Genomic DNA, 19,531 nt, shown 5'->3' on the forward strand with positions numbered 1-19,531 from the left:
AAAACTGCATGGGAAAATTTGTAATTACTACGAGAGCCAACGGAGAGTTTCAATTTAATTTAAAAGCTGGAAATGGCCAGACCATTTTAACAAGCGAAGGTTATACTACAAAAACGGCTTGCAATAACGGGATTGAATCTGTTAAAAAAAATGCATCTGATGATGGTCGTTACGATAGATTAGAGTCTAAAAGCGGTAAACCTTATTTCAATTTAAAAGCTGGAAACGGTCAAATTATTGGAGCAAGCGAAATGTACGAAAGCACAAGCGCAAGAGAAAACGGAATTGAATCTGTTAAGAAGAATGCTCCTGATGCAGAAACTGATGATCAAACAGCATAATTAAAAACTGCTGCAAAATAAGAAAGCGAGGTTTAGGCCTCGCTTTTTCATTATATTTAATTTTAATTATTCTAATAAAAACACCACAAGTCCTCTCGCTCCATGCGCTCCAAGAACCAAAGACTGTTCAATATCAGCGGTTTTAGAAGGCCCGGCAATAAAGGTTCCGAAGCCATAATCTAAATTTCCTATTTTCTCATATGCCTGATGCATTGTTGAAACTATCGTTTTCTTGTCTACAATTATTGCCAAATATTGCGCTATGAAAGGTGCAACTCTTTGTCCCAAAATACTATCTGTAACCCAGATTGCACTATTTTCTGCTACTGCAAAATGTCCTTTTAAAATAGTCAATTCTACATTTGCCAATGAATGCGGATCATCGTTATTCCAGTCTAAACTTGCAATTTCTGCAAATTCAGGAAGCGTTGTAATAATGCGTTTTTCGACTGCGTAATTATCTTTCACATAAGATAGCACTTCATCGATACTCGAAACTTCTACAAAATCGCCTCCAATGTTTTTTAAAGTGGTTTTATACGTTTCTAAAACATCAAACTGATCTGAACCCAAAACGCTTAAATCTGGAAGTTCTGAAACGAATTCCGGTTTGTTCTGTTTTATTTTATTTAAAATTGCTTCTTTACTGCTCATTGTCTTTTGCTTTAGATGCTCTCGAATTTTTCTTGTACCATTCTCTAAAAGATTCCTCTGGAACTGCTGGCATTTCGCGCTGATCGTACCATTTATTCATTTTATTATTGACTAAAGACGGAATATTTTTCATTACAAATCGGCCCGATTTTCCAGCAATATTAAATACGGTTGGATTTGCCAGAACAGTCGCCATTGTTTTCATTGCAACTGTTTTTGCAGTTGGCGTATGTCCTTCTTTTACCAAAACCTGACGCCATTTGTACAATTGGTCGTGAATATCAATTTTTACCGGACAAACGTTGGTGCAAGAGCCACAAAGGGTACTGGCAAAAGGCAGATCGGCATTTTTGCTCATATCTAAATTTGGTGCTAAAATAGAACCAATTGGCCCTGCAACGGCATTGTGATAACTGTGCCCGCCGCTTCGTCTATAAACAGGACAAGTATTCATACAGGCACCGCAGCGAATGCATTTCAGCGAATTTCTAAATTCAGGTCTTCCTAATTGTGTACTTCTTCCGTTGTCTACAATTACGATGTGCATTTCTTTTCCGTCTCGCGGCTTTTTAAAATGACTTGAAAAAGTCGTAATCGGCTGACCTGTTGCACTTCTGGCTAATAATCTTAGAAAAACACCTAAATGTTCTCTTTTCGGAATCAGTTTTTCGAATCCCATTGATGCGATATGAACGTCTGCTAAATGCGCTCCCATATCGGCGTTTCCTTCGTTTGTACAAACCACAAATTCTCCCGTTTCTGCAATGGCAAAATTGACTCCGGTTAAAGCAGCTTTTCTAGTTAAGAATGTATTTCGTAAACTTTGACGCGCAGATTCTGTCAAATACTGCGGATTAAAGTTTCCTTTTTCTGTTCCTAAATGTTCGTGAAATGTTTCACTTACATCTTCTTTTTTTAAGTGAATTGCCGGAAGTACAATATGACTCGGCGGTTCTTTACGAAGCTGTACAATATATTCTCCTAAATCAGAGTCGATAACTTCGATGCCTTTTTCGGCTAAATAATCATTTAAATGGCATTCTTCTGTAAGCATCGATTTTGATTTTACCATCTGCGTTACATTATGCTTCTGCAAAATCGAATGTACAATTTCGTTATGTTCTTTTCCGTCGGCTGCCCAATGTACGATTACACCGTTTTTTATTGCATTTTCTTCAAATTGAACTAAATAATCGTGAATATTAGAAAGTACATTGTTTTTGATTTGCGAAGCCGTTTCGCGTATCAATTCCCAGTCCGGAATTTGATGTGCGGATTTATCTCTTTTCGCACGGACAAACCAAAGCGTTTCATCATGCCAATTGACACGCTCCACATCTTTATTAAATTTTGTTGCGGCCTCGCTGTGCGGTATTATTTTTTCTGATGACATCTTTTGTCGGTTAAAAGTTGTTTTTACCATTAAGGCATTAAGTAAATTAAGCCAAAACTTTATAAACCTAATCTCTTAATATTTAAAGAAAATTAAGCTTAATTTGAAATCACTTAAATCTCTTAATTTTCACCATTAAATATTTCAATCAAAACTTAATTTACTTAATATCTTAATGGTAGAAAAAAATTAATTTTCGAGTGAATTTAATATTTCAGCAATATGAATTGTTTTTACACGACTGTTTTGTCTCTTTAGAATTCCTTCTAAATGCATTAAACAAGACATATCTCCTCCAGTGATAAAATCGACATCGTGGCTCTCGTGGTCTTTGATACGATCTAGTCCCATTTTTACTGAAACCGCTTCTTCTGTAACACAAAAAGTTCCTCCAAAACCGCAGCATTCGTCCTTTCGCGAAAGCGAAACCAAATCCAAACCTTTTATGTTTTGAAGTAATTGTTGTGGTTTTGAGAAAAACGGTGCATTTAATTCTGTCATTTGCGAAAGATGTAAACCGCGTTGTCCATGACAGCTTTGGTGCATTCCAACTTTAAAAGGAAAATTTCCGTTTATATGATCGATTTTGAGAACATCAGTAATAAATTCTGTTAATTCGTAAACTGTATTTCGAATGGCTGTTGCTTTTTCTTCTTGGTTTTCGTCGTGCAAATGATCTTTCACATGCAAAACGCAGCTTCCAGAAGGACAGACGATATAATCAAATCCGGTAAAATTGGCAATAAAATTGGCGTCGCATCCTTTTGTTAAATGTGCATAACCACTGTTTGCCATTGGTTGTCCGCAGCAGGTTTGTCCCATCGGAAATTCGACTTCACAACCTAATTTTTGTAGTAATTCGTAGGTTGCGATGCCTACTTTTGGGTAAAATTGGTCGACATAACAAGGTATAAAAAGTCCAATTTTCATGTTGTAGTATTTAGTGTGTTGTTCATTCGGCGTGTACTGTAAAAATGTAAAAAATACGTTTCTTGGCAAATTTACAACATACAGACCGTTTTTACCTAATGTTTATAGAATTTCAAGTCAATTAAATCATTCTGGATTGGTTTAGGATTCCAATTTTGATGAATTGCCAGCGCTGCTCCCAAAGCACTCGCCTGCGCCATAGACGCCGCGTAAACCTCAACATCTGGAAAAGCTTCGGCTAATAAATTCATATAAATCGAATTTTTACTGAATCCGCCGTCCACAAAAATCTTTTTTACAGGACTGTTGTGAATTACCAAATTGGTCGAAAAGTATTGCTGTTCTACCAAATCCAACATTAATTGATGATAAGCCGTTTCGTAATCTTTGTAATAAGCCAAATCTCTTTTTTGAAACGGACATTCTTTTAAAATATCAAAATCGTACTTTTTAGGATAAAAAATCTGATAGTTCAGCGAACGTAAATTGGCTACGATTTTTTTATCAAAATAGACTTCTTTGTACGTGTCAACCGGAACATTAAAATGTTCTGCCAATCGTTTGGTCTGCACTTCGTGTTCGTTTCCGGCAAACAAACGCGCCGCTTTTACCGGCTTGTCTGTGTATTGCATATAGCACAAACAATCGTGTTTTAATTCTTCAAAAGTTAATGGTTTGTTGTTGAAAGGGTTTAAGGAAATACTCCACGTTCCTGTCGACAATAAAACAAAAGGTTCTGTAAAATTGATTGTGTACGGAATAATCGCTGATGAACTATCGTGAAGTCCAACGCCGACAGCTAATCCGTCGTTGTTTTTAATTACATCTTTTCCGAAATGAATCGGCGGTAATTTTTCTGCGATTCCTTCTTCTTTCAGCCATTTGTGATATTTCATTTTTTTGAAATTCCACAAATTCGTGTGACAGCCGATACTTGTAATATCAGCGTAAGCTTCATTCGTTAAAAGAAAACTCAAAAATTGTGGCAGATGCAGGCAATGCGCCACTTCTTTAAACAATTCTGGTTTTTCTTCTTTCAATCTGTAAATCTGCATTCCCGAATTGAGACTGCCTAAAACCGGAGAAGCCGTTTTTACAGCGAACTTTTCTTCTCCTTTATATTTTTCATAAAAACCAGCTTTTAAATCCTCTGGATAATTTTTTAAGTAATTATACAGAGGAGTTAAAACCTTTCCATTTTTGTCTACGTAAACAAAGCTGGCACCGTAAGTGCTGAAATTGATGGCTTTTAAAACATAATCTGTTAGGTTTTTTATTTCGTCTAATCGATCTAGAATCCATTTTTGAAGAACCTCTATATCCTCACACGGAAAACCGTCTTCGTCTTTGGTCTCTTCCAGATTTACTGATTTTTCCCAGACAATTTTATAATTTTCATTAAATAAAAAAACCTTTTTGTTTGTTTTACCAATATCAAAAATCGCAACTACATTCATTTATTTTGGTTATGGGTTATGCGTTAGGGGTTATAGATTATGCGTTGTAAGTTAAGAGGATTGGGTTATGGAATTATGTTTTTGCTAAAAAAGTTTGATATGAGACCAACAATAGTCGATCAATTCTAACTTTTATTTTTTTTACGTTTAAAGCACAACTTCTAACTCTTAACTTAGCAACTAAACTACAAACCAGTTGCTACTGTTTTTAAACCTCTTTCGTCAATTAGACTTTCTCTCACTTGAAGTGAACGATATAATGCTACCGGATTTAATGCCGAACCTGCACGAAGACGAGCTTCTGCAACTAACGCACGAACATCTGTACGGAAAGCATTTTGAAGAATTTCCTGCGCTTTTACTACATCATTTTCTTCTTGTGCCTGTTCCAACGCTTTTCTGTCTACAGAAAGTGCCTGAGCATACGCAATCATAATCGCTTCAACTGACTGTAATAAATCTTCTAACGGATCTTTGATGTTGTGAGAAGCATCAATCATCCAGCCTAAATCTTTGGCATGATTCATTCCTCTTGCATCCATACCTTCAACCAATTCGTTGAAAATCAAGAACAATTGATATGGTTTTAAAGCTCCTGCAGTTAAATCGTCGTCACCGTATTTTGAATCGTTAAAGTGGAAACCTCCTAATTTGTTTTCCATCAATAAAATAGAAACAATCTGCTCAATATTAGCATTTGGTAAATGGTGTCCAAGATCGACCAATGTCTGCGCCTTGTCGCCTAACTTTTTTACGTACGAATATGATTGCCCCCAATCAGCCACTGTCGTCGAATAAAAGTTAGGCTCAGCACATTTGTATTCTAAAAATAATTTCCAGTTTGAAGGCAATGCATCGTAGATTTCTTCTAAACTTTCTAATGTATTTTGGTATGCTTTTCTGAAATTTAATTGTCCTGGAAAGTTAGAACCGTCAGCTAACCAAACTGTTAGAGACTCAGATCCTAATTCGATTCCGTGTTTAATTACTTCTATATTGTGTGCAATTGCTTGTTTACGAACTGCTTTGTTTACGTTTTGTAAAGAACCGTATTTGTAAGTATGCTCAGCGCTTGCCTGATCTTGAAACGTGTTCGAGTTCATAGCATCGAATTTTAATCCGTGCTGTGCCGCTAATGTTTTAATTTCGTTATAATTGGTTGGAATATCCCACGGAATATGAAGTGAAATTGCTCCTGAAGCATTGTTTAATTTATGAAGCAAACCAACATCTTCGATTTTTTCTTCTAATGAACGAGGTTCTCCTCCTCCAGCGAAACGTCCGAATCTTGTTCCTCCTGTTCCTAAAGCCCAAGATGGAATGGCAATTTGAAAGTCGATTAATTTTTGAATAATTGCTTCTGTATCATTAATTTCTGATGCCGTAAAAACTAATTTGTTCTGGTGTTTTTTTAATAAATCCTCGTTATGAGATTCGATGTGGTTTGATCCGATTAACATAGTTATTGATATTTTAATAGAGTTACAATATATAAATTTTATACGCTTAGTATATTATTTTTAACACATAGAGTCATAGTTTTTCTTTTTGGAAAAAAGGCGGTTCACTTGTCTTAACAAACATAGTTAGTTGCTTAATTCTTTACGTAAAGCTTTGTCAAAGTCTAAAGCTTTGTCAAAGTTTAAAACTTTGACAAAGCTGCTAACGTCCAGCTATGTGTTAGAAACAAGTTTCTTTCATTTTCCTTTTCTAAAACTAAAAATCTATGTTTCTATGTGTTTAAATTTTCTCCCGCAGATTTTGCCGATTGAGCAGATTTTTTTAAATCATTTTAATCCTTTAATCTGTGGCTGTACTAAAAAGTCAAATTAGAATATCTTAACTCTGGTTTTACTTCACTTTTTTTGATTTTTATAAAGTTCAAAAAGTGTTATGTCTAAAAAAATCTAACGTCCGAAATACATCGAACGCTAGACCACAAAAAACCACTTTTGCTTAAACAAACTTATATAAAAACCTAAACAATCTTTATCTATAAAAGCCCATTGCTACGCCGCCGTCTACGTTTAAGGCGTTTCCTGTAGATTTATTCAAGAAACCTCCAACAAACGCAAAACAAGCATTTGCGATATCATCAGGCAATATGATTTCATTTAATAACGTACGTTTTGCATAGTAAGCTGGAAGTTCTTCAACTGTAACTCCGTATGCTTTTGCACGACCTTCTGCCCATCCGCCAGACCAAATGTTTGAGTCTGAAATTACTGCATCAGGATTTACTGTGTTTACACGAATTTTGTCTGCTCCAAGTTCTGCAGCCATTAAACGTGTAAGGTGCGCCTGAGCCGCTTTTGCCGAACCATAACCAGGATTGTTCGGACCTGCAACTACAGCATTTTTAGAAACGATATTTACGATATCACCTCCAAAACCTTGTTTGCGCATAACTTCGATTCCGGCTTTAGAAACAATAAATTGTCCTTTTACCAAGATATCGTACAATCTATCCCACTCTTCAAGAGTATGTTCTGCGATAGATTTAGAAATACTGATTCCAGCATTATTTACAATAATATCAACACCTCCAAAAGCTAGAGAAGCTTCGTATAATGCTTTTTCTGTACTTACTTCATCAGTAACATTCAATAATGTACTAGAAACTGCATCTTTACCAAACGCTTTTACAAATTCAGCAGAAGCACCTTCTAAACGCTCTTCGTTAATATCATTAATCACAACACAAGCACCTTCTTGAGCGAATTTTTTAGCAATAGCTTTTCCAATTCCGCCCGCAGAACCTGTAATAAGAGCTACTCTTCCAGATAATGCTTTTGGTTTTGGCATACGCTGTAATTTAGCCTCTTCCAACAACCAATATTCAATATCAAAAGCTTCTTGGTGTGGTAAAGAAGTATATTCTGAAACTGCTTCTGCACCTTTCATTACGTTTACAGCATTGATATAATATTCAGATGCTAAACGCGCCATTGTTTTATCTTTAGCAAAAGTGAACATTCCAACTCCAGGATATAAAATAACCACTGGGTTTGGGTCACGCATTGCTGGCGAATTTGTTTTTTTACATGCATTGTAATAATCTTTATACATTGCACGGTAAGCTTCAAAAGCAGGAGTTAATTTTGCTTTGATAGCCTCAACATCTGATAAATCTTCGTTTGGATCTAATTCTAAAACCAATGGACTGATTTTAGTTCTCAAGAAGTGATCCGGACAAGAAGTTCCTAACGGAGCTAATTTTGAAAGATCATTAGAATTAATGAATTCTAAAACTCGTGCATCATCTGTATAATGTCCGATCATTTGACGCTCTGACGAACAGAAACCTCTTAAAATCGGAGCTACTTTTGCAGCTTTTAATTTGCGGTCTGCTTCTGGAAGACTGTCAATTTTCTTTCCTCCAAAAACTGGACGTTTTTTTCCGTAATTATCTTCTAAATAAGAAGCACATTTCTCGATTACTTCCAGCGTATTGATATAACTATCAAACGCAGTATCTCCCCAAGTAAATAAACCGTGAGAACCTAACATGATTCCGCGTAATTGTTTACCGTTTTGTGCTGCTTCTTCTAAACAAGCTCTCAACTGAAGACCAAGATCAAATCCTGGACGCTGCCAGCCTACCCAGCCAATTTCTCCGTTGAATAATTCTTCTGTAATTTTCTTTCCATCTTTCGCAGCAGCGATAGCAATTGCCGCATCTGGATGTAAATGATCGATATGTTTGAACGGAAGAAATCCGTGTAAAGGTGTATCAATAGAAGGAGCTTTTGACGCTAAATCGAAAATACAGTGGTTGAATAATTCTACCATTTCGTCTTCAAATTCGATTCCTCTGTAAACATTTTCAAGATTACGAAGTCTGTCCAAATACAAAGCTGCACAACCTGATTTTGTCAATGTTCCGATATCACCGCCAGAACCTTTAATCCACATTACTTCAGAAGATTCTCCAGTCAACGGATCTTTGTCTGTAATTTTTACAGAAGTGTTTCCACCTCCATAGTTGGTCAATCTTAAATCAGCTCCTAACAAGTTAGAACGATAAATAAAAAGCGCTACTTCATCACCCGCCAACGCAGCGGCTTTAGCATCATCCCAAAGGTAGCTTACATGCTTAAAATTTGTATTAATTGTATTCGACATATACTTTATATATTATTTCTTTGATTATTTATAATGAGTTACCAATTCCTACCAAAACGATCGAAAGCATAATCAGCCCGATTCCCCAGATGAAAGTTCTAAATGTCTTTTTAGAAACTCCCGTCCATTCTTTCAAATAAAATCCCCAGAAATTTGCTGTCAGGATAATGGTTGCCATGTGTAAAATCCATGAACTTGCACCGTTTCCTAATTTGCTCTCGCCCATTCCGTAGAAGAAAAATTGTAAAAACCACATGGTTCCAGCAAGTGCTGAGAAAAGCACATTTTTAGTAATTGGAGTAGATTTGTTTACATAATCTCCAATTGTTTTATTTTTAAAGTTTAAATAAAGACACCAAATAAAATTGGTTGTAAGACCGCCCCAAAGCAAAACGATATATGTTACGTTATTTTGAAATAAAGGATTACAGCCATTTATAACCGCCTGTTCTGCCATAGGTTTTCCTGCTTCGATTCCGTAGTTGAAGAATGAACTTAAAATACCCGAAATAACAGCAACCGTTAAACCTTTTGCTAAACTGAAATCTTTGTCTTTATCTTCGTGACCTGTCGCAAAATCTTTTTCTTTCAGCATTCCTGCTTTTCCAGAAATCGCAATTCCCAAAAGACATACGGCAACTCCTAATAAAACCAATTGTCCGCCTGAAGTAGCTAACATATCGCTAAAAGAAATTTTCCCTTCTGTCGGATATATATCGTAATAGATTGACGGAACTAAAGCTCCAAATGCAGAACAAAATCCAAGAGTGATTGAGTTTCCTAAAGACATCCCTAAGTAACGAACGCCCAAACCATAAGTAAGCCCGCCTACTCCCCAAACTAATCCCATCGAAAATGTAAAAGCTTTTATTGACGGAGAAGCTGCTGCGATAATTTCACCAAAATGTGGAATCGTTAAGTAAGCTGCGATTGGCGGTACGATCAGCCAAGAGAAAAATCCTCCTACGAGCCAATAGCTTTCCCAAGCCCATTTTTTTACTTTTTTAAAAGGCATATAAAAACTACCTGAAGAAAATCCTCCGATAGAATGAAAAATGATTCCTAATAATGATTCCATTTAATAATTTTTAGTTTTTGGTTAGTTTGATAGCAGTTTGGTTTTGTAAAATAATAGAATGTAAAAAACAAAACTGTCCTGTACTATCCTTTACGGTTTTTACTTTTTTTGTTAAATCTAAAGATTATTAGAAATAACACCTTGTAATTATTGGAATAATAAATTTAAAATGGCTATTTTAGCAATCGATTTCGTAATTATTGAATCCGCATTTTGAGGATATTTCAAAAATTATAAAAAAAGTATTACAAGCCTTGTCAAAAAATCTCTTTTTTGAATGAATGTTGAATTGTGGCCGTAAAAGTTTGGATAAAGAGTTTTTTTTGGAAAAAAAGTTATAATTAAAAATTCGTTTCGTTGAAATACGACACAAGTCTCCCAGATATCATGATTAAACTTATTAAAATAGATGAAGATTCGAGAGTACCAAAATACAAACAAATTGTAGACTCGATCCTTCAAAACATCGCCAACGGAAATTTAAAGATCAATCAAAAAATTCCCTCAATTAATAGTTTTAGTGAAGAATTCTACATGTCACGTGATACTGTAGAAAAGGCTTATAATATCTTAAAGGAACGAAAAATCATTTCTTCAATTAGAGGAAAAGGTTATTATATAACAAGAACAAAATTAGAATCTAAGGTAAATATTTTGTTTTTGACCAATAAACTGAGTTCGTACAAGATGAAAACCTATAGTTCATTTATTGATACTTTGGGCGCCAATGCACATGTTGATCTCCAAATTTATCACTGCGACGAAACTTTATTTTTAAATATCTTAGACAAATTTGAAGGCGCTTACGATTATTACGTAATTACAACACATTTTAAAACCGAAGAATTAAAACATTTGAGTTTTACTGATGAAGTAGTAAATGCAATTCGAAATATTCCTGCTGACAAACTCGTTGTTTTAGATAATATTAAACTCGGCACAAGCGACGATGTAATTAAAATTTACCAAGATTTTGAAAATGATATCTACAACGCTTTAAAAGAAGGACTTCCTAAAATCACCAAATATAAACGTCTTATTCTGGTTTATCCTGACAAAGCCGTTTATCCATACCCGAGAAGAATCCTCCACGGATTTAGAAAATTCTGTGTGGAGCACGAAATTAACTTTGAAATTCTGAGCGAGGTTTATGATGATATGATCCTTAAAAAGGGAGATTTATTTATCACAATTGAAGAATCAGATCTAGTGAATTTAGTAAAACAAATTCGTGACGAAGAATTTGTCTTGGGAAAAGATATCGGTGTCATTTCATACAACGATACGCCGCTAAAAGATTTACTTGGAATAACCGTGATGTCAACCGACTTCAATATTATGGGCGAAACTGCTGCGCGAATGATTTTGAATAAAGAAAAAGGTCAGGTAAAAGTGCCTTTTAATTTTATTGATAGGAATTCTATTTAAGGGGCAAAGGTTCAAAGTAGCAAAGATGCAAAGGTTTCTATTCTTTGCCTAAAAATTATTCGTCAGGAACTCACAAACTTTTTCTAATGCAATTCGTGAATTACTGCGTCTGTTCTCTTCGGTCGAGTCGTGTTGAATAAATATGATATGGACTAAACTCAGACTCATGAAAAAAACTTTGTGTCATTGTGCCTTTGCGGCAAAAAAAATCTCGGAGTGAAAAGCTATAAAAAAACCCCGCTTTAGAAGCGAGGTTTAGTTGTATTATTTTTTTGATTCTTCGATAGAAACTTTTCTGAACTCTTTTAAAAGTTTTTCGATTTCTAAAGTAGCTTTACGTGCTCTTGGTCCTGCAGCTTTGATACCTTTTTCAGTTAAAGATTCCGCTTCTGCTTTAAATGTGTCAATTTCGGCGTTGATTTTTACTAATAAATCTTTCATGCTTATATATTGTTAAATTAAGCCACAAAAATAAAAGTTTGTGTGACAGTTACAACAAAAATGCTGTTAAATTTAATGCAGTTTTTCATTCATTTTCTTTACAATAAATTGACTCTTAGTATTTACCAAATCTCAGCAAATACAACCATCTAGCAATCAAACACTTATTTTAGAAACAGTAAAAAACCTTTATTCTGTTACCTTGTAAAATAGTTTTTGCATTTGCATAAATTCTACAAATGTGTCCACCAGATTGTTCTTTTTTTCTTACATAAAACTGCGGAAATTTTGTGCAATTGCGGAAAAACTACTCCACAAGTATCTTATTTAAGTATACATTCTTAAAAATTACGCCGCTGATTAAGCTTTTATCAATTTTTATCTTCTCAGATTCTATGTCTAAATTCTCAAATTTAAAATTGGTTAATTTTACATTTTCATCTTTTTCAACGCCATAAAACGTTTTGCATTTAAGCGTAATATTTCGCAAAGTTATCTGGTCCCCGTAAGACAACGGAATATCTTTTCGATCTTTTAAATCGTAAAACTGACGCCAGGCAAATATGGCTAAACCCGTTTCTGCTTCTCCCTTTATATTCTCAAGTAAAATATATTCGTAACGCTGTGGTGTATCTGGTCTCATTTTTAACCAAAGTAAACGAGAAGCACCTTCGATTTTGCTGTTTCTAAAAATGATATTGCGATTATGAATAGCTTCACTTCCATTCGTTAAAGCCGAATGGCAAAAACCAAAAGTGCAATCTTCAATTATGACATTCTTGTTGGCGCCATTATTTTTATCCTGATCTGCATAAGGCCCTTTTCCTCCTTTTAAGGCAACAGCATCATCATTCACAGACATATAACAGTCTTTTATGAGAACATTTTCACAAACATCTAAATCTACGGCATCAGTACTTGGCGCTTTTATACCAATATGCGGCGAAAAAATATAAAGTCCAAGCAGTTTGATATTCTTACACTTATAAAAATGATTCGTCCAAAAACCAGAATTAATTAATTTTACATCCTGAAACTGCACATTGTTTGAATTCTGAACGAAAATCAATCTCGGACGAGAAACTTCCAGATTTGTACATTCTGGGTTTTCACTACGTCTTTTCCAAAAAGCTTCCCAAAACTTTCTTCCGTTTCCATTTATAGTTCCATTGCCAGAAATTGAAAAACCATCAACTCCATACGCATTCACCAGCGCTGGAAAATAATCCAAATTCTGACCTTCGATTCTTGAAGGCATTTTAGGATAATCATCTATATTATCTGATCCTTTTAAAACGCCGTGTTTTTTAATATAAAGACAAGTTTTTGCTCTAAAAAATAATGCACCGCTCAGAAAAATGCCTTTTGGAATTACAATTACTCCTCCTCCACTCTTTGATGCTTTATCAATTACTGACTGAATTTCTTTCGTCTGAACTTTTGTACTATCTAATAATACTCCAAAATCGGTAATTACATATTGTTTTCCCTGATTTTGCAATTCTAACTTTTCAAAATTGCCAAACCATTCTGAAACAGGCGTTCCATCAGGAAAAGTTTCTTTTGCTTTTTGCGAAAAAGAATCATTTATAAAACCTATCAAACATAAAATCAAGAAAAATCGACGCATTTGATTTTTATTTAATGTCTACTTTAATTTTAGCCGAAAGCTGTTTTGCTAAATCTGTAACATATTGTGTAAAAAAAGCACTGTCATTAAAGCCCTTATCTGCACTAAGTTCCCAAGCTGCAACTGCATAATAACTTATTTCTTTGTTATTTTCTATTTTCAGTTTTGCTAAATAAGAGTCTGTTAATTGTCCCGTTTTTGGAGCTTCAATATAACCTTCGTAACTGCTTTTAGGAACCAAAATTGCTGTTCCCAAAATCCATTGACGTTCGTATGTTAAATAATCATGCTGAATAAGACAAACCCAATCTCCAGCCTCGATTACTTTTAGCGGGTTTTTATTGTTCAAATTTGAAATGGCAGCCAAGAAAGTTTCTTTTCCTTTAAGACCTTCAATAGAAACTGTATTTTTATAACCGTACATTCCCGGCCAGATGGAAGTTGTTTCCTGAACTTGATATACATTTCCCGAAGCCTTCCAGTTTTCGTAATGATAGCTTAAAACCGAATTTATCGGCCCTTCAGTTACAATTTTAAAAGTTGTTTTTTCTACATTATTTATAGTATCATTTCCTAAAATTCCAAGTCGGTTTATTTTATTATCAATCAACAAAGCGTAACCACCTAAACCAACGGAATTTCCAACAGGAAAAATATCTCTTCCCCAATCGTACATTACATGGTAATTGTCTTCGACAGCTCCTTTACTATTGATTCCGACATTTTCTGGAGTTATTCCAGGTAGTTTTTTACCAAAAACATCTTTAGAATTTCTACCATCCAAATAATGTCTAAAACCTACTTTATCATTTTCCCAAGTTGGGCCATCAGTTTGATATTTTTGATATCCTAGTTTTTTGTGAACTTGATTTGCCATTAAAACTTCCTGCGTATCAGCATGCACAGGCAAATCTTTCGCTTCTCTTTTCCCAAATCTTACACTGGTTTTTATTGGGAATTTAGGATCTGTATTGGAAGATTTGATCTCGATTCTTTTTTCTTCATTTGGAGAAAAATCAGCTGTAAAAAATAATTCGTCCCATTTTCCGTCACCGTTCAAATCATTAAATTGCGCGGGAATGGTATCGTTTTTAAAAATTAAAATCGGAAAAGCGTTTGTTAAATTTTCGCTGGAAAGCTTATTTCTTGTAATTGAAACTTCTTTCTGAGATAACGTTAATTCACTGGTATTCTTTACAATAATTACCTTATCAGAAGATTGTTGAGCCACTTTACATGATGCAAACAAAATAGGTACAATCAACAGCGGTGTATAAAATTTGGCTTTATTTTTCATTACTTTCTTGACTTTTATTTTTAGAACAATTTAATCATTTATTCTTCAAAATCAGTCAATTTACTTCATTTAGTAAAAAAACAAATTGAAATAAAAAAGTGCATGATAAACTATCCTGCACTTTTTAGTTGCCCTTTTATGGAGCTAGGTAAAAAAACATTTAAAAAAAATACTACATTAAAAAAAACATGGCTTTGTAATTATCCTGAAATTTGCTTTGAAGTAAAGCTGAATCTGAAATAGTCCGGCGTATTAGCTGCGAACTATCATCTGATTTTCTTTTAAAATAAGTTTTTAAATCTTTAATAATTTCCGTTCTCGTTTTTGACGAGTCTACCAGAATTAAGTTTTTAATCTCTTCAAATGAAAGTAAACTGCTGTATAATTGTTTATCGAATAAACAAACCAGAACATTTGCTTTATTTTGTTCTATTTTCAGAAATTCTAATAATTCAAATTTATCATGTAAAACATAAATATAGCGATCAAACTTAGTTGTTTCATATTTGAACTTACTAAAGAGCGGGTTTTCAGAGAAATCGAATTGATCTTTAAATCTTCTTTTAAACATTTTAAGAAAAATACCTTTGTTATCCCTTACCAGCACTTGTTCCTTTTTAATAACCATTTCTTTAGAATTTTTCAATTAATAAAATTTAACCTAATCTAAAATCAACTGTTTTCCAGCATTTTTATATTTCAAATGCTTGACAGAGTACAAATTTCCATTTATCTTATAGTATCAAAAGCTCCTAAAAGACATAAAACAATCAAAATAAGACATTTAAAATATTTCTATGTTTTGATGACATGAGTTACATTATTTTCAATAAACTCCAATAATTTTTCAATATCCCTTCCTTTTGTATTTTTAGTTGAAATCGAAATAATATAGGCATTGCGTTCTTTTATATAGAGAAAGAAAAAATCTTTGGTAAGTATAGCTTTTTCTATTGTATTCCACTTATGTTTAATCTCTCCAAGGGGCGAATGCACACAAATCAGAGAATTTGTAAAATTGAATTTGTACTTACTTATAAACTTATCCGACCTTAAAAGCTTTTGGGATGCTTTAAAAATGATATTACAAATGGTTTCTACAAAAGAATACTGAATCAATAAAAAGCACACAATTATAATCAGGCTTTTTATAACCCATTGAAAAAAATCATTGTTATCATCTATTTCTAAAAAATCAAATAGAATAAGGCTAAATAACATTATTGTAGAAAAAATCAACACACGTTGTTTATATAAATTTTCGAAATACATTTTGTTAAGTTTCCTGATTTCGGAAACATTCAATTCAAATTCCATCGAAAAATTAGTGGTATTCATGATATTGTTTTTAACCTCTTTATTCAGCCCGAATAATCAAATTAGGTTTGGCAAAATTATTTAGATAAAAAAGGAATTACTCGCCCGATAAGCCATTAAAATATCAGAATAAGATTTAATACTTGCGAAAAACTTTTTATAAAAAGAAAATACATTTATAGTAATAAAACCATGATGAAAAATGTAAGATTTTTTAAAAAATATTTATTGAAAATCATTTCATTATTTTCACGCAAAACTATAACCCATTCGGTTTTCAAAAATCGTCTCTAAAAGTCAAAAAAGTACTAAAATAAGACATATTAAACTTCACTATTTATTTTGTTTTCAAATAGTTAAATAAAAATACATCTTTGTATTTTGAATTCAAATATTTATCTATTTTTGAAAATTATCTAAAACGATTATAAATAATTTCCTACGCAATGAAGTTTACTCCTATCGAAGAAAAATTGAAAGAAAAAATCAAGGAATTAACCTGTCTTTACGAAATATCAAAAACTATTTCTCAAGCTAATTGTGTTAACAGCGAAATACTAAATAATATCATTTTTAGCGTAAAAAATGCTTGGCGCTATGAGAGTGATGCTGTTGTCGAAATTCATGTTCTTGATTATAAAATTAATACTGAAAATAACGTAGAAGATACTTACTTTCAAGTAAGTCCAATTTACATCGCAAAAAAAGAGTCAGGATATATTAAAGTGCATTATCCGACAAATAAATATACTCCAGATGATTTTTCTGAAGATGAACAAACATTATTAGAAACTATTGCTCTTGAAATTGGAAATTTTATTGAAAAATATCAAACTCTTGAACGAAAAGCTCTTTTAAGAAGAACTCTCGAAAGAATGGATCGACTAACGCTGCTTGGAGAAATGACGGCAGGAATCGCTCATGAATTAAATACTCCTTTGGGAAATATTCTTGGTTTAGCAGAACTTATAAAAGACCAAAATACAGATCCAGATATAGATTCGGATATTTCTACTATAATTAATTCTGTCATCTACTCACGAGAAATCGTAAAAAAGCTGATGTATTTTTCTTGTGAAATGCCTCAACAATTGCAAATACAAGAACTTAAGCCTATTGTATCCTTTGCATTATCATTTTTAAAAGCCAACTTTCAAAAAAAAGAAATCAAAACTCAAGTTCATTTTGCAGATGATAGACAAACTGCCAAAATAGACTCTGTACAGCTTACGCAGGTTTTGTTTAATTTATTAATTAATGCAATTTACGCGTCTCCAGAAAAAAGCACCATAAAAATAGATGTCAAAAACGATCTTGAACATATCTATCTTTCTATAACAGACGAAGGCACAGGTGTTCCAGAAGAAATTAAACCAAAAATATTTGATCCTTTCTTTACCACGAAACCTACTTCAGACGGATGCGGTCTAGGACTCAGCGTAGTGCACGGTATTGTAAAAAATCATAACGGAGAAATTACCATAAAAGACAATAAGCCTAAGGGAACTATCTTCAAAATAAAGTTACCTATAAGTTAAAACAAAATGAATTTAAAGAAAGAAAATATACTTATCGTAGATGACAACTACGATATGCTTGCCTTGTTACAGCGTCATTTAAAAAAGCTCAAATACCACACCTACAAAGCTTCATCTGTAAACGAAGCGATTGAAGTTTTAAAATACACCACTATAGACTTACTGATTACTGATCTTAATATGCCGAATATAAATGGTATTGAACTGATTCGTTACTCTGAAGAGCATTATCCTGCTATGCTAAAACTTGTTATTACTGGTATGCCTAGTATTGACAACGCAGTAAAAGCAATTAAATCTGGTGCTCTCGATTATCTCACAAAGCCTTTTACTGCTGATGAACTTTATAAAGCGATACAAACCTCGTTTGAAAGAATAAAAAACACTTTAGAAGTGTCTGAAATATCCATTTTTTCTAACAATGAGAATGAAAACGACAGCCTTATTATTGGACGATCAGATTCGTTTAGAGATATTTTAGAAACAATAAATCGTGTTAAGAATAACAAAGTCAATATTTTAATTGAAGGAGAAAGCGGAACTGGAAAAGAACTCATTGCGAGAGCTATTCACGAAAAAGGCCTTTTAGCAAAAATGCCTTTTATAGCGATAAACTGTGGTGGTATTGCAGAAGGATTAATAGAGTCTGAATTATTTGGACATGTTAAAGGTGCTTTTACTGGAGCAAACGAATCAAGGGTCGGGCTGTTTCAGGCAGCTTCGGGAGGTACTATTTTTCTAGACGAAATCGGAAATGCTCCTATGTCTTTTCAAACTAAATTATTACGAGTACTGCAAGAAAAAGAGATTACAAAGATTGGAGCCGTTCATCCTGAAAAATTAAATGTACGCATTATTGCGGCTACAAATAATGATCTGCAGCAAATGGTTGTTGATGGTACTTTTAGAGAAGATCTTTTTTACCGCATTAATGTTGTTAATATAAAAACAACACCCCTTCGAGAACGAAAAGAAGACATTCTGCCTTTAGTCCAAAATTTTCTCGAAAAATATTCTGTTGAGTTTAATAAACCTCAAATTAGAATCGACGAAAAAGTTAACGAAATTTTACTTCGTTACAGCTGGCCTGGCAATATCAGAGAACTTGAAAATATTATGCAGCGCTTGATTATTATGAGTGACGAATTAATCGAGATAAAACATGTTCCAGAACAATTAAAATATCATATTCATGAACAGTATGAAAATTTTAAATCTTTAAAAGAATACGAAAAAGATCAAATTTTAAGAGTATTAGCTGCTGTAGACTACAATAAAACCAAAGCTGCAAAAATTCTTCAGATTGACCGTAAAACATTAAACCTAAAAATTAATTAAGCAAAATGCGGAATTATTCCTCGCTCTGTTCTTTTTTTTACCGTTCAATATTTCTTAAAACAAAACTAATAAAAAATTAAGATACTGTCTGACAACAACTTAATTCTTTTAAGAAACGTTAGGCACATCTTTTGCCTCTAAAAGTCAAATAAGTGTCAAAATAAAGTAAATCTTACAAAAATTACACGAAAAACTTTTAAAGGTAAAAAAATATATAATGAAAAAATACTGCCAATTCGTAAGAGAAAAAAAATCGACCACAAAGGAGATTTTAATTTTTAGACATCTTCAAAAGATCATTCAAAAGAAACCTTGAAATATATTTAAAGACTTCGCTTTAGTCAAAAACAATTTAGAATAAAGCTATTAGCAACCTAACAATATAGCTTTATCAAATTATAACCGCTTAAAATAAACTCCAAATCTTAATTATTTGTATTCTTAAACCCACTTTATAAAAGAATGGCATTTGGAATACGAAAATAAACCTGCAAGCTGATATCGTTAACTTGAGTCGTATTGGTGTACCATAAAGATAAAGAATAGAAATATCTATTTTATTTA

16 protein-coding genes are annotated in these 19,531 nt (G+C 33.3%); 4 read left to right on the forward strand and 12 right to left on the reverse strand.

What is annotated here, in order from left to right; all coding sequences use genetic code 11:
• The first annotated feature begins 8 nt into the window (after positions 1 to 8).
• Positions 9 to 341, forward strand: coding sequence for a YegP family protein (locus tag ACFSC2_RS18015; protein ID WP_379815730.1), 333 nt, complete (start codon positions 9 to 11; stop codon positions 339 to 341).
• Between the two features lie 66 nt (positions 342 to 407).
• On the opposite strand, the gene ACFSC2_RS18020 is transcribed toward ACFSC2_RS18015, so the two are convergent.
• From ACFSC2_RS18020 to rhaT, 7 genes are all read right to left on the reverse strand, one after another.
• Positions 408 to 995, reverse strand: coding sequence for a LutC/YkgG family protein (locus tag ACFSC2_RS18020; RefSeq protein WP_379815731.1), 588 nt, complete (start codon positions 993 to 995; stop codon positions 408 to 410).
• The gene (locus ACFSC2_RS18025; protein WP_379815732.1) at positions 985 to 2,388 is read right to left on the reverse strand and encodes a lactate utilization protein B; all 1,404 of its coding nucleotides are present in this window, start codon (positions 2,386 to 2,388) and stop codon (positions 985 to 987) included. The genes ACFSC2_RS18020 and ACFSC2_RS18025 overlap by 11 nt, the downstream gene beginning before the upstream one ends.
• A gap of 189 nt (positions 2,389 to 2,577) precedes the next feature.
• Positions 2,578 to 3,318, reverse strand: a complete 741-nt coding sequence (locus ACFSC2_RS18030) for a (Fe-S)-binding protein (protein ID WP_379815733.1) — start codon at positions 3,316 to 3,318, stop codon at positions 2,578 to 2,580.
• A gap of 95 nt (positions 3,319 to 3,413) precedes the next feature.
• Positions 3,414 to 4,775 (reverse strand): FGGY-family carbohydrate kinase, encoded by a 1,362-nt coding sequence (locus tag ACFSC2_RS18035; RefSeq protein ID WP_379815734.1) that lies wholly within the window; start codon positions 4,773 to 4,775, stop codon positions 3,414 to 3,416.
• Between the two features lie 185 nt (positions 4,776 to 4,960).
• The gene (locus ACFSC2_RS18040; protein ID WP_379815735.1) at positions 4,961 to 6,235 is read right to left on the reverse strand and encodes a sugar isomerase; all 1,275 of its coding nucleotides are present in this window, start codon (positions 6,233 to 6,235) and stop codon (positions 4,961 to 4,963) included.
• A gap of 529 nt (positions 6,236 to 6,764) precedes the next feature.
• The gene (locus ACFSC2_RS18045) at positions 6,765 to 8,900 is read right to left on the reverse strand and encodes a bifunctional aldolase/short-chain dehydrogenase (protein ID WP_379815736.1); all 2,136 of its coding nucleotides are present in this window, start codon (positions 8,898 to 8,900) and stop codon (positions 6,765 to 6,767) included.
• Between the two features lie 28 nt (positions 8,901 to 8,928).
• Positions 8,929 to 9,978, reverse strand: a complete 1,050-nt coding sequence (rhaT, locus tag ACFSC2_RS18050) for an L-rhamnose/proton symporter RhaT (RefSeq protein ID WP_379815737.1) — start codon at positions 9,976 to 9,978, stop codon at positions 8,929 to 8,931.
• A gap of 387 nt (positions 9,979 to 10,365) precedes the next feature.
• On the opposite strand from rhaT, the gene ACFSC2_RS18055 reads away from it, so the two are divergent.
• The gene (locus ACFSC2_RS18055) at positions 10,366 to 11,406 is read left to right on the forward strand and encodes a GntR family transcriptional regulator (protein ID WP_379815910.1); all 1,041 of its coding nucleotides are present in this window, start codon (positions 10,366 to 10,368) and stop codon (positions 11,404 to 11,406) included.
• Positions 11,407 to 11,670: 264 nt separating this feature from the next.
• On the opposite strand, the gene ACFSC2_RS18060 is transcribed toward ACFSC2_RS18055, so the two are convergent.
• The 5 genes from ACFSC2_RS18060 to ACFSC2_RS18080 all read right to left on the reverse strand — a co-directional run bounded on the left by ACFSC2_RS18060 (position 11,671) and on the right by ACFSC2_RS18080 (position 16,112).
• Positions 11,671 to 11,847 (reverse strand): histone H1, encoded by a 177-nt coding sequence (locus ACFSC2_RS18060; protein WP_026729959.1) that lies wholly within the window; start codon positions 11,845 to 11,847, stop codon positions 11,671 to 11,673.
• A 307-nt stretch (positions 11,848 to 12,154) separates the two neighbouring features.
• A complete protein-coding gene (locus ACFSC2_RS18065; protein ID WP_379815738.1) occupies positions 12,155 to 13,477 on the reverse strand; it encodes a rhamnogalacturonidase in 1,323 nt (440 codons plus the stop codon).
• Between the two features lie 7 nt (positions 13,478 to 13,484).
• On the reverse strand, positions 13,485 to 14,774 hold the full coding sequence (locus ACFSC2_RS18070) for a DUF4861 domain-containing protein (RefSeq protein ID WP_379815739.1): 1,290 nt from the start codon (positions 14,772 to 14,774) through the stop codon (positions 13,485 to 13,487).
• A 172-nt stretch (positions 14,775 to 14,946) separates the two neighbouring features.
• Complete coding sequence (locus ACFSC2_RS18075) at positions 14,947 to 15,345, reverse strand: hypothetical protein (protein ID WP_379818682.1); 399 nt, start codon at positions 15,343 to 15,345, stop codon at positions 14,947 to 14,949.
• Between the two features lie 224 nt (positions 15,346 to 15,569).
• A complete protein-coding gene (locus ACFSC2_RS18080; RefSeq protein ID WP_379815741.1) occupies positions 15,570 to 16,112 on the reverse strand; it encodes a YcxB family protein in 543 nt (180 codons plus the stop codon).
• Between the two features lie 425 nt (positions 16,113 to 16,537).
• On the opposite strand from ACFSC2_RS18080, the gene ACFSC2_RS18085 reads away from it, so the two are divergent.
• Positions 16,538 to 17,629, forward strand: a complete 1,092-nt coding sequence (locus ACFSC2_RS18085; RefSeq protein WP_379815742.1) for a sensor histidine kinase — start codon at positions 16,538 to 16,540, stop codon at positions 17,627 to 17,629.
• A 6-nt stretch (positions 17,630 to 17,635) separates the two neighbouring features.
• Entirely contained in the window at positions 17,636 to 18,967 is a 1,332-nt protein-coding gene (locus tag ACFSC2_RS18090; RefSeq protein ID WP_379815743.1) for a sigma-54-dependent transcriptional regulator, read from the forward strand.
• The last annotated feature ends 564 nt before the right edge of the window (positions 18,968 to 19,531 follow it).

This window comes from Flavobacterium artemisiae (assembly GCF_042678225.1).
Taxonomy (GTDB): domain Bacteria; phylum Bacteroidota; class Bacteroidia; order Flavobacteriales; family Flavobacteriaceae; genus Flavobacterium; species Flavobacterium artemisiae.

Bases quoted from the DNA above. Each gene is read 5' to 3' on its own strand.
- ACFSC2_RS18055 (WP_379815910.1), top strand. From the start codon at position 10,366: ATGATTAAACTTATTAAAATAGATGAAGATTCGAGAGTACCAAAATAC.
- ACFSC2_RS18065 (WP_379815738.1), bottom strand. From the start codon at position 13,477: ATGCGTCGATTTTTCTTGATTTTATGTTTGATAGGTTTTATAAATGAT.
- ACFSC2_RS18025 (WP_379815732.1), bottom strand. From the start codon at position 2,388: ATGTCATCAGAAAAAATAATACCGCACAGCGAGGCCGCAACAAAATTT.
- ACFSC2_RS18080 (WP_379815741.1), bottom strand. From the start codon at position 16,112: ATGAATACCACTAATTTTTCGATGGAATTTGAATTGAATGTTTCCGAA.
- ACFSC2_RS18085 (WP_379815742.1), top strand. From the start codon at position 16,538: ATGAAGTTTACTCCTATCGAAGAAAAATTGAAAGAAAAAATCAAGGAA.
- ACFSC2_RS18020 (WP_379815731.1), bottom strand. From the start codon at position 995: ATGAGCAGTAAAGAAGCAATTTTAAATAAAATAAAACAGAACAAACCG.
- ACFSC2_RS18070 (WP_379815739.1), bottom strand. From the start codon at position 14,774: ATGAAAAATAAAGCCAAATTTTATACACCGCTGTTGATTGTACCTATT.
- ACFSC2_RS18040 (WP_379815735.1), bottom strand. From the start codon at position 6,235: ATGTTAATCGGATCAAACCACATCGAATCTCATAACGAGGATTTATTA.
- ACFSC2_RS18015 (WP_379815730.1), top strand. From the start codon at position 9: ATGGGAAAATTTGTAATTACTACGAGAGCCAACGGAGAGTTTCAATTT.
- rhaT (WP_379815737.1), bottom strand. From the start codon at position 9,978: ATGGAATCATTATTAGGAATCATTTTTCATTCTATCGGAGGATTTTCT.
- ACFSC2_RS18030 (WP_379815733.1), bottom strand. From the start codon at position 3,318: ATGAAAATTGGACTTTTTATACCTTGTTATGTCGACCAATTTTACCCA.
- ACFSC2_RS18045 (WP_379815736.1), bottom strand. From the start codon at position 8,900: ATGTCGAATACAATTAATACAAATTTTAAGCATGTAAGCTACCTTTGG.
- ACFSC2_RS18035 (WP_379815734.1), bottom strand. From the start codon at position 4,775: ATGAATGTAGTTGCGATTTTTGATATTGGTAAAACAAACAAAAAGGTT.
- ACFSC2_RS18090 (WP_379815743.1), top strand. From the start codon at position 17,636: ATGAATTTAAAGAAAGAAAATATACTTATCGTAGATGACAACTACGAT.
- ACFSC2_RS18075 (WP_379818682.1), bottom strand. From the start codon at position 15,345: ATGTTTAAAAGAAGATTTAAAGATCAATTCGATTTCTCTGAAAACCCG.
- ACFSC2_RS18060 (WP_026729959.1), bottom strand. From the start codon at position 11,847: ATGAAAGATTTATTAGTAAAAATCAACGCCGAAATTGACACATTTAAA.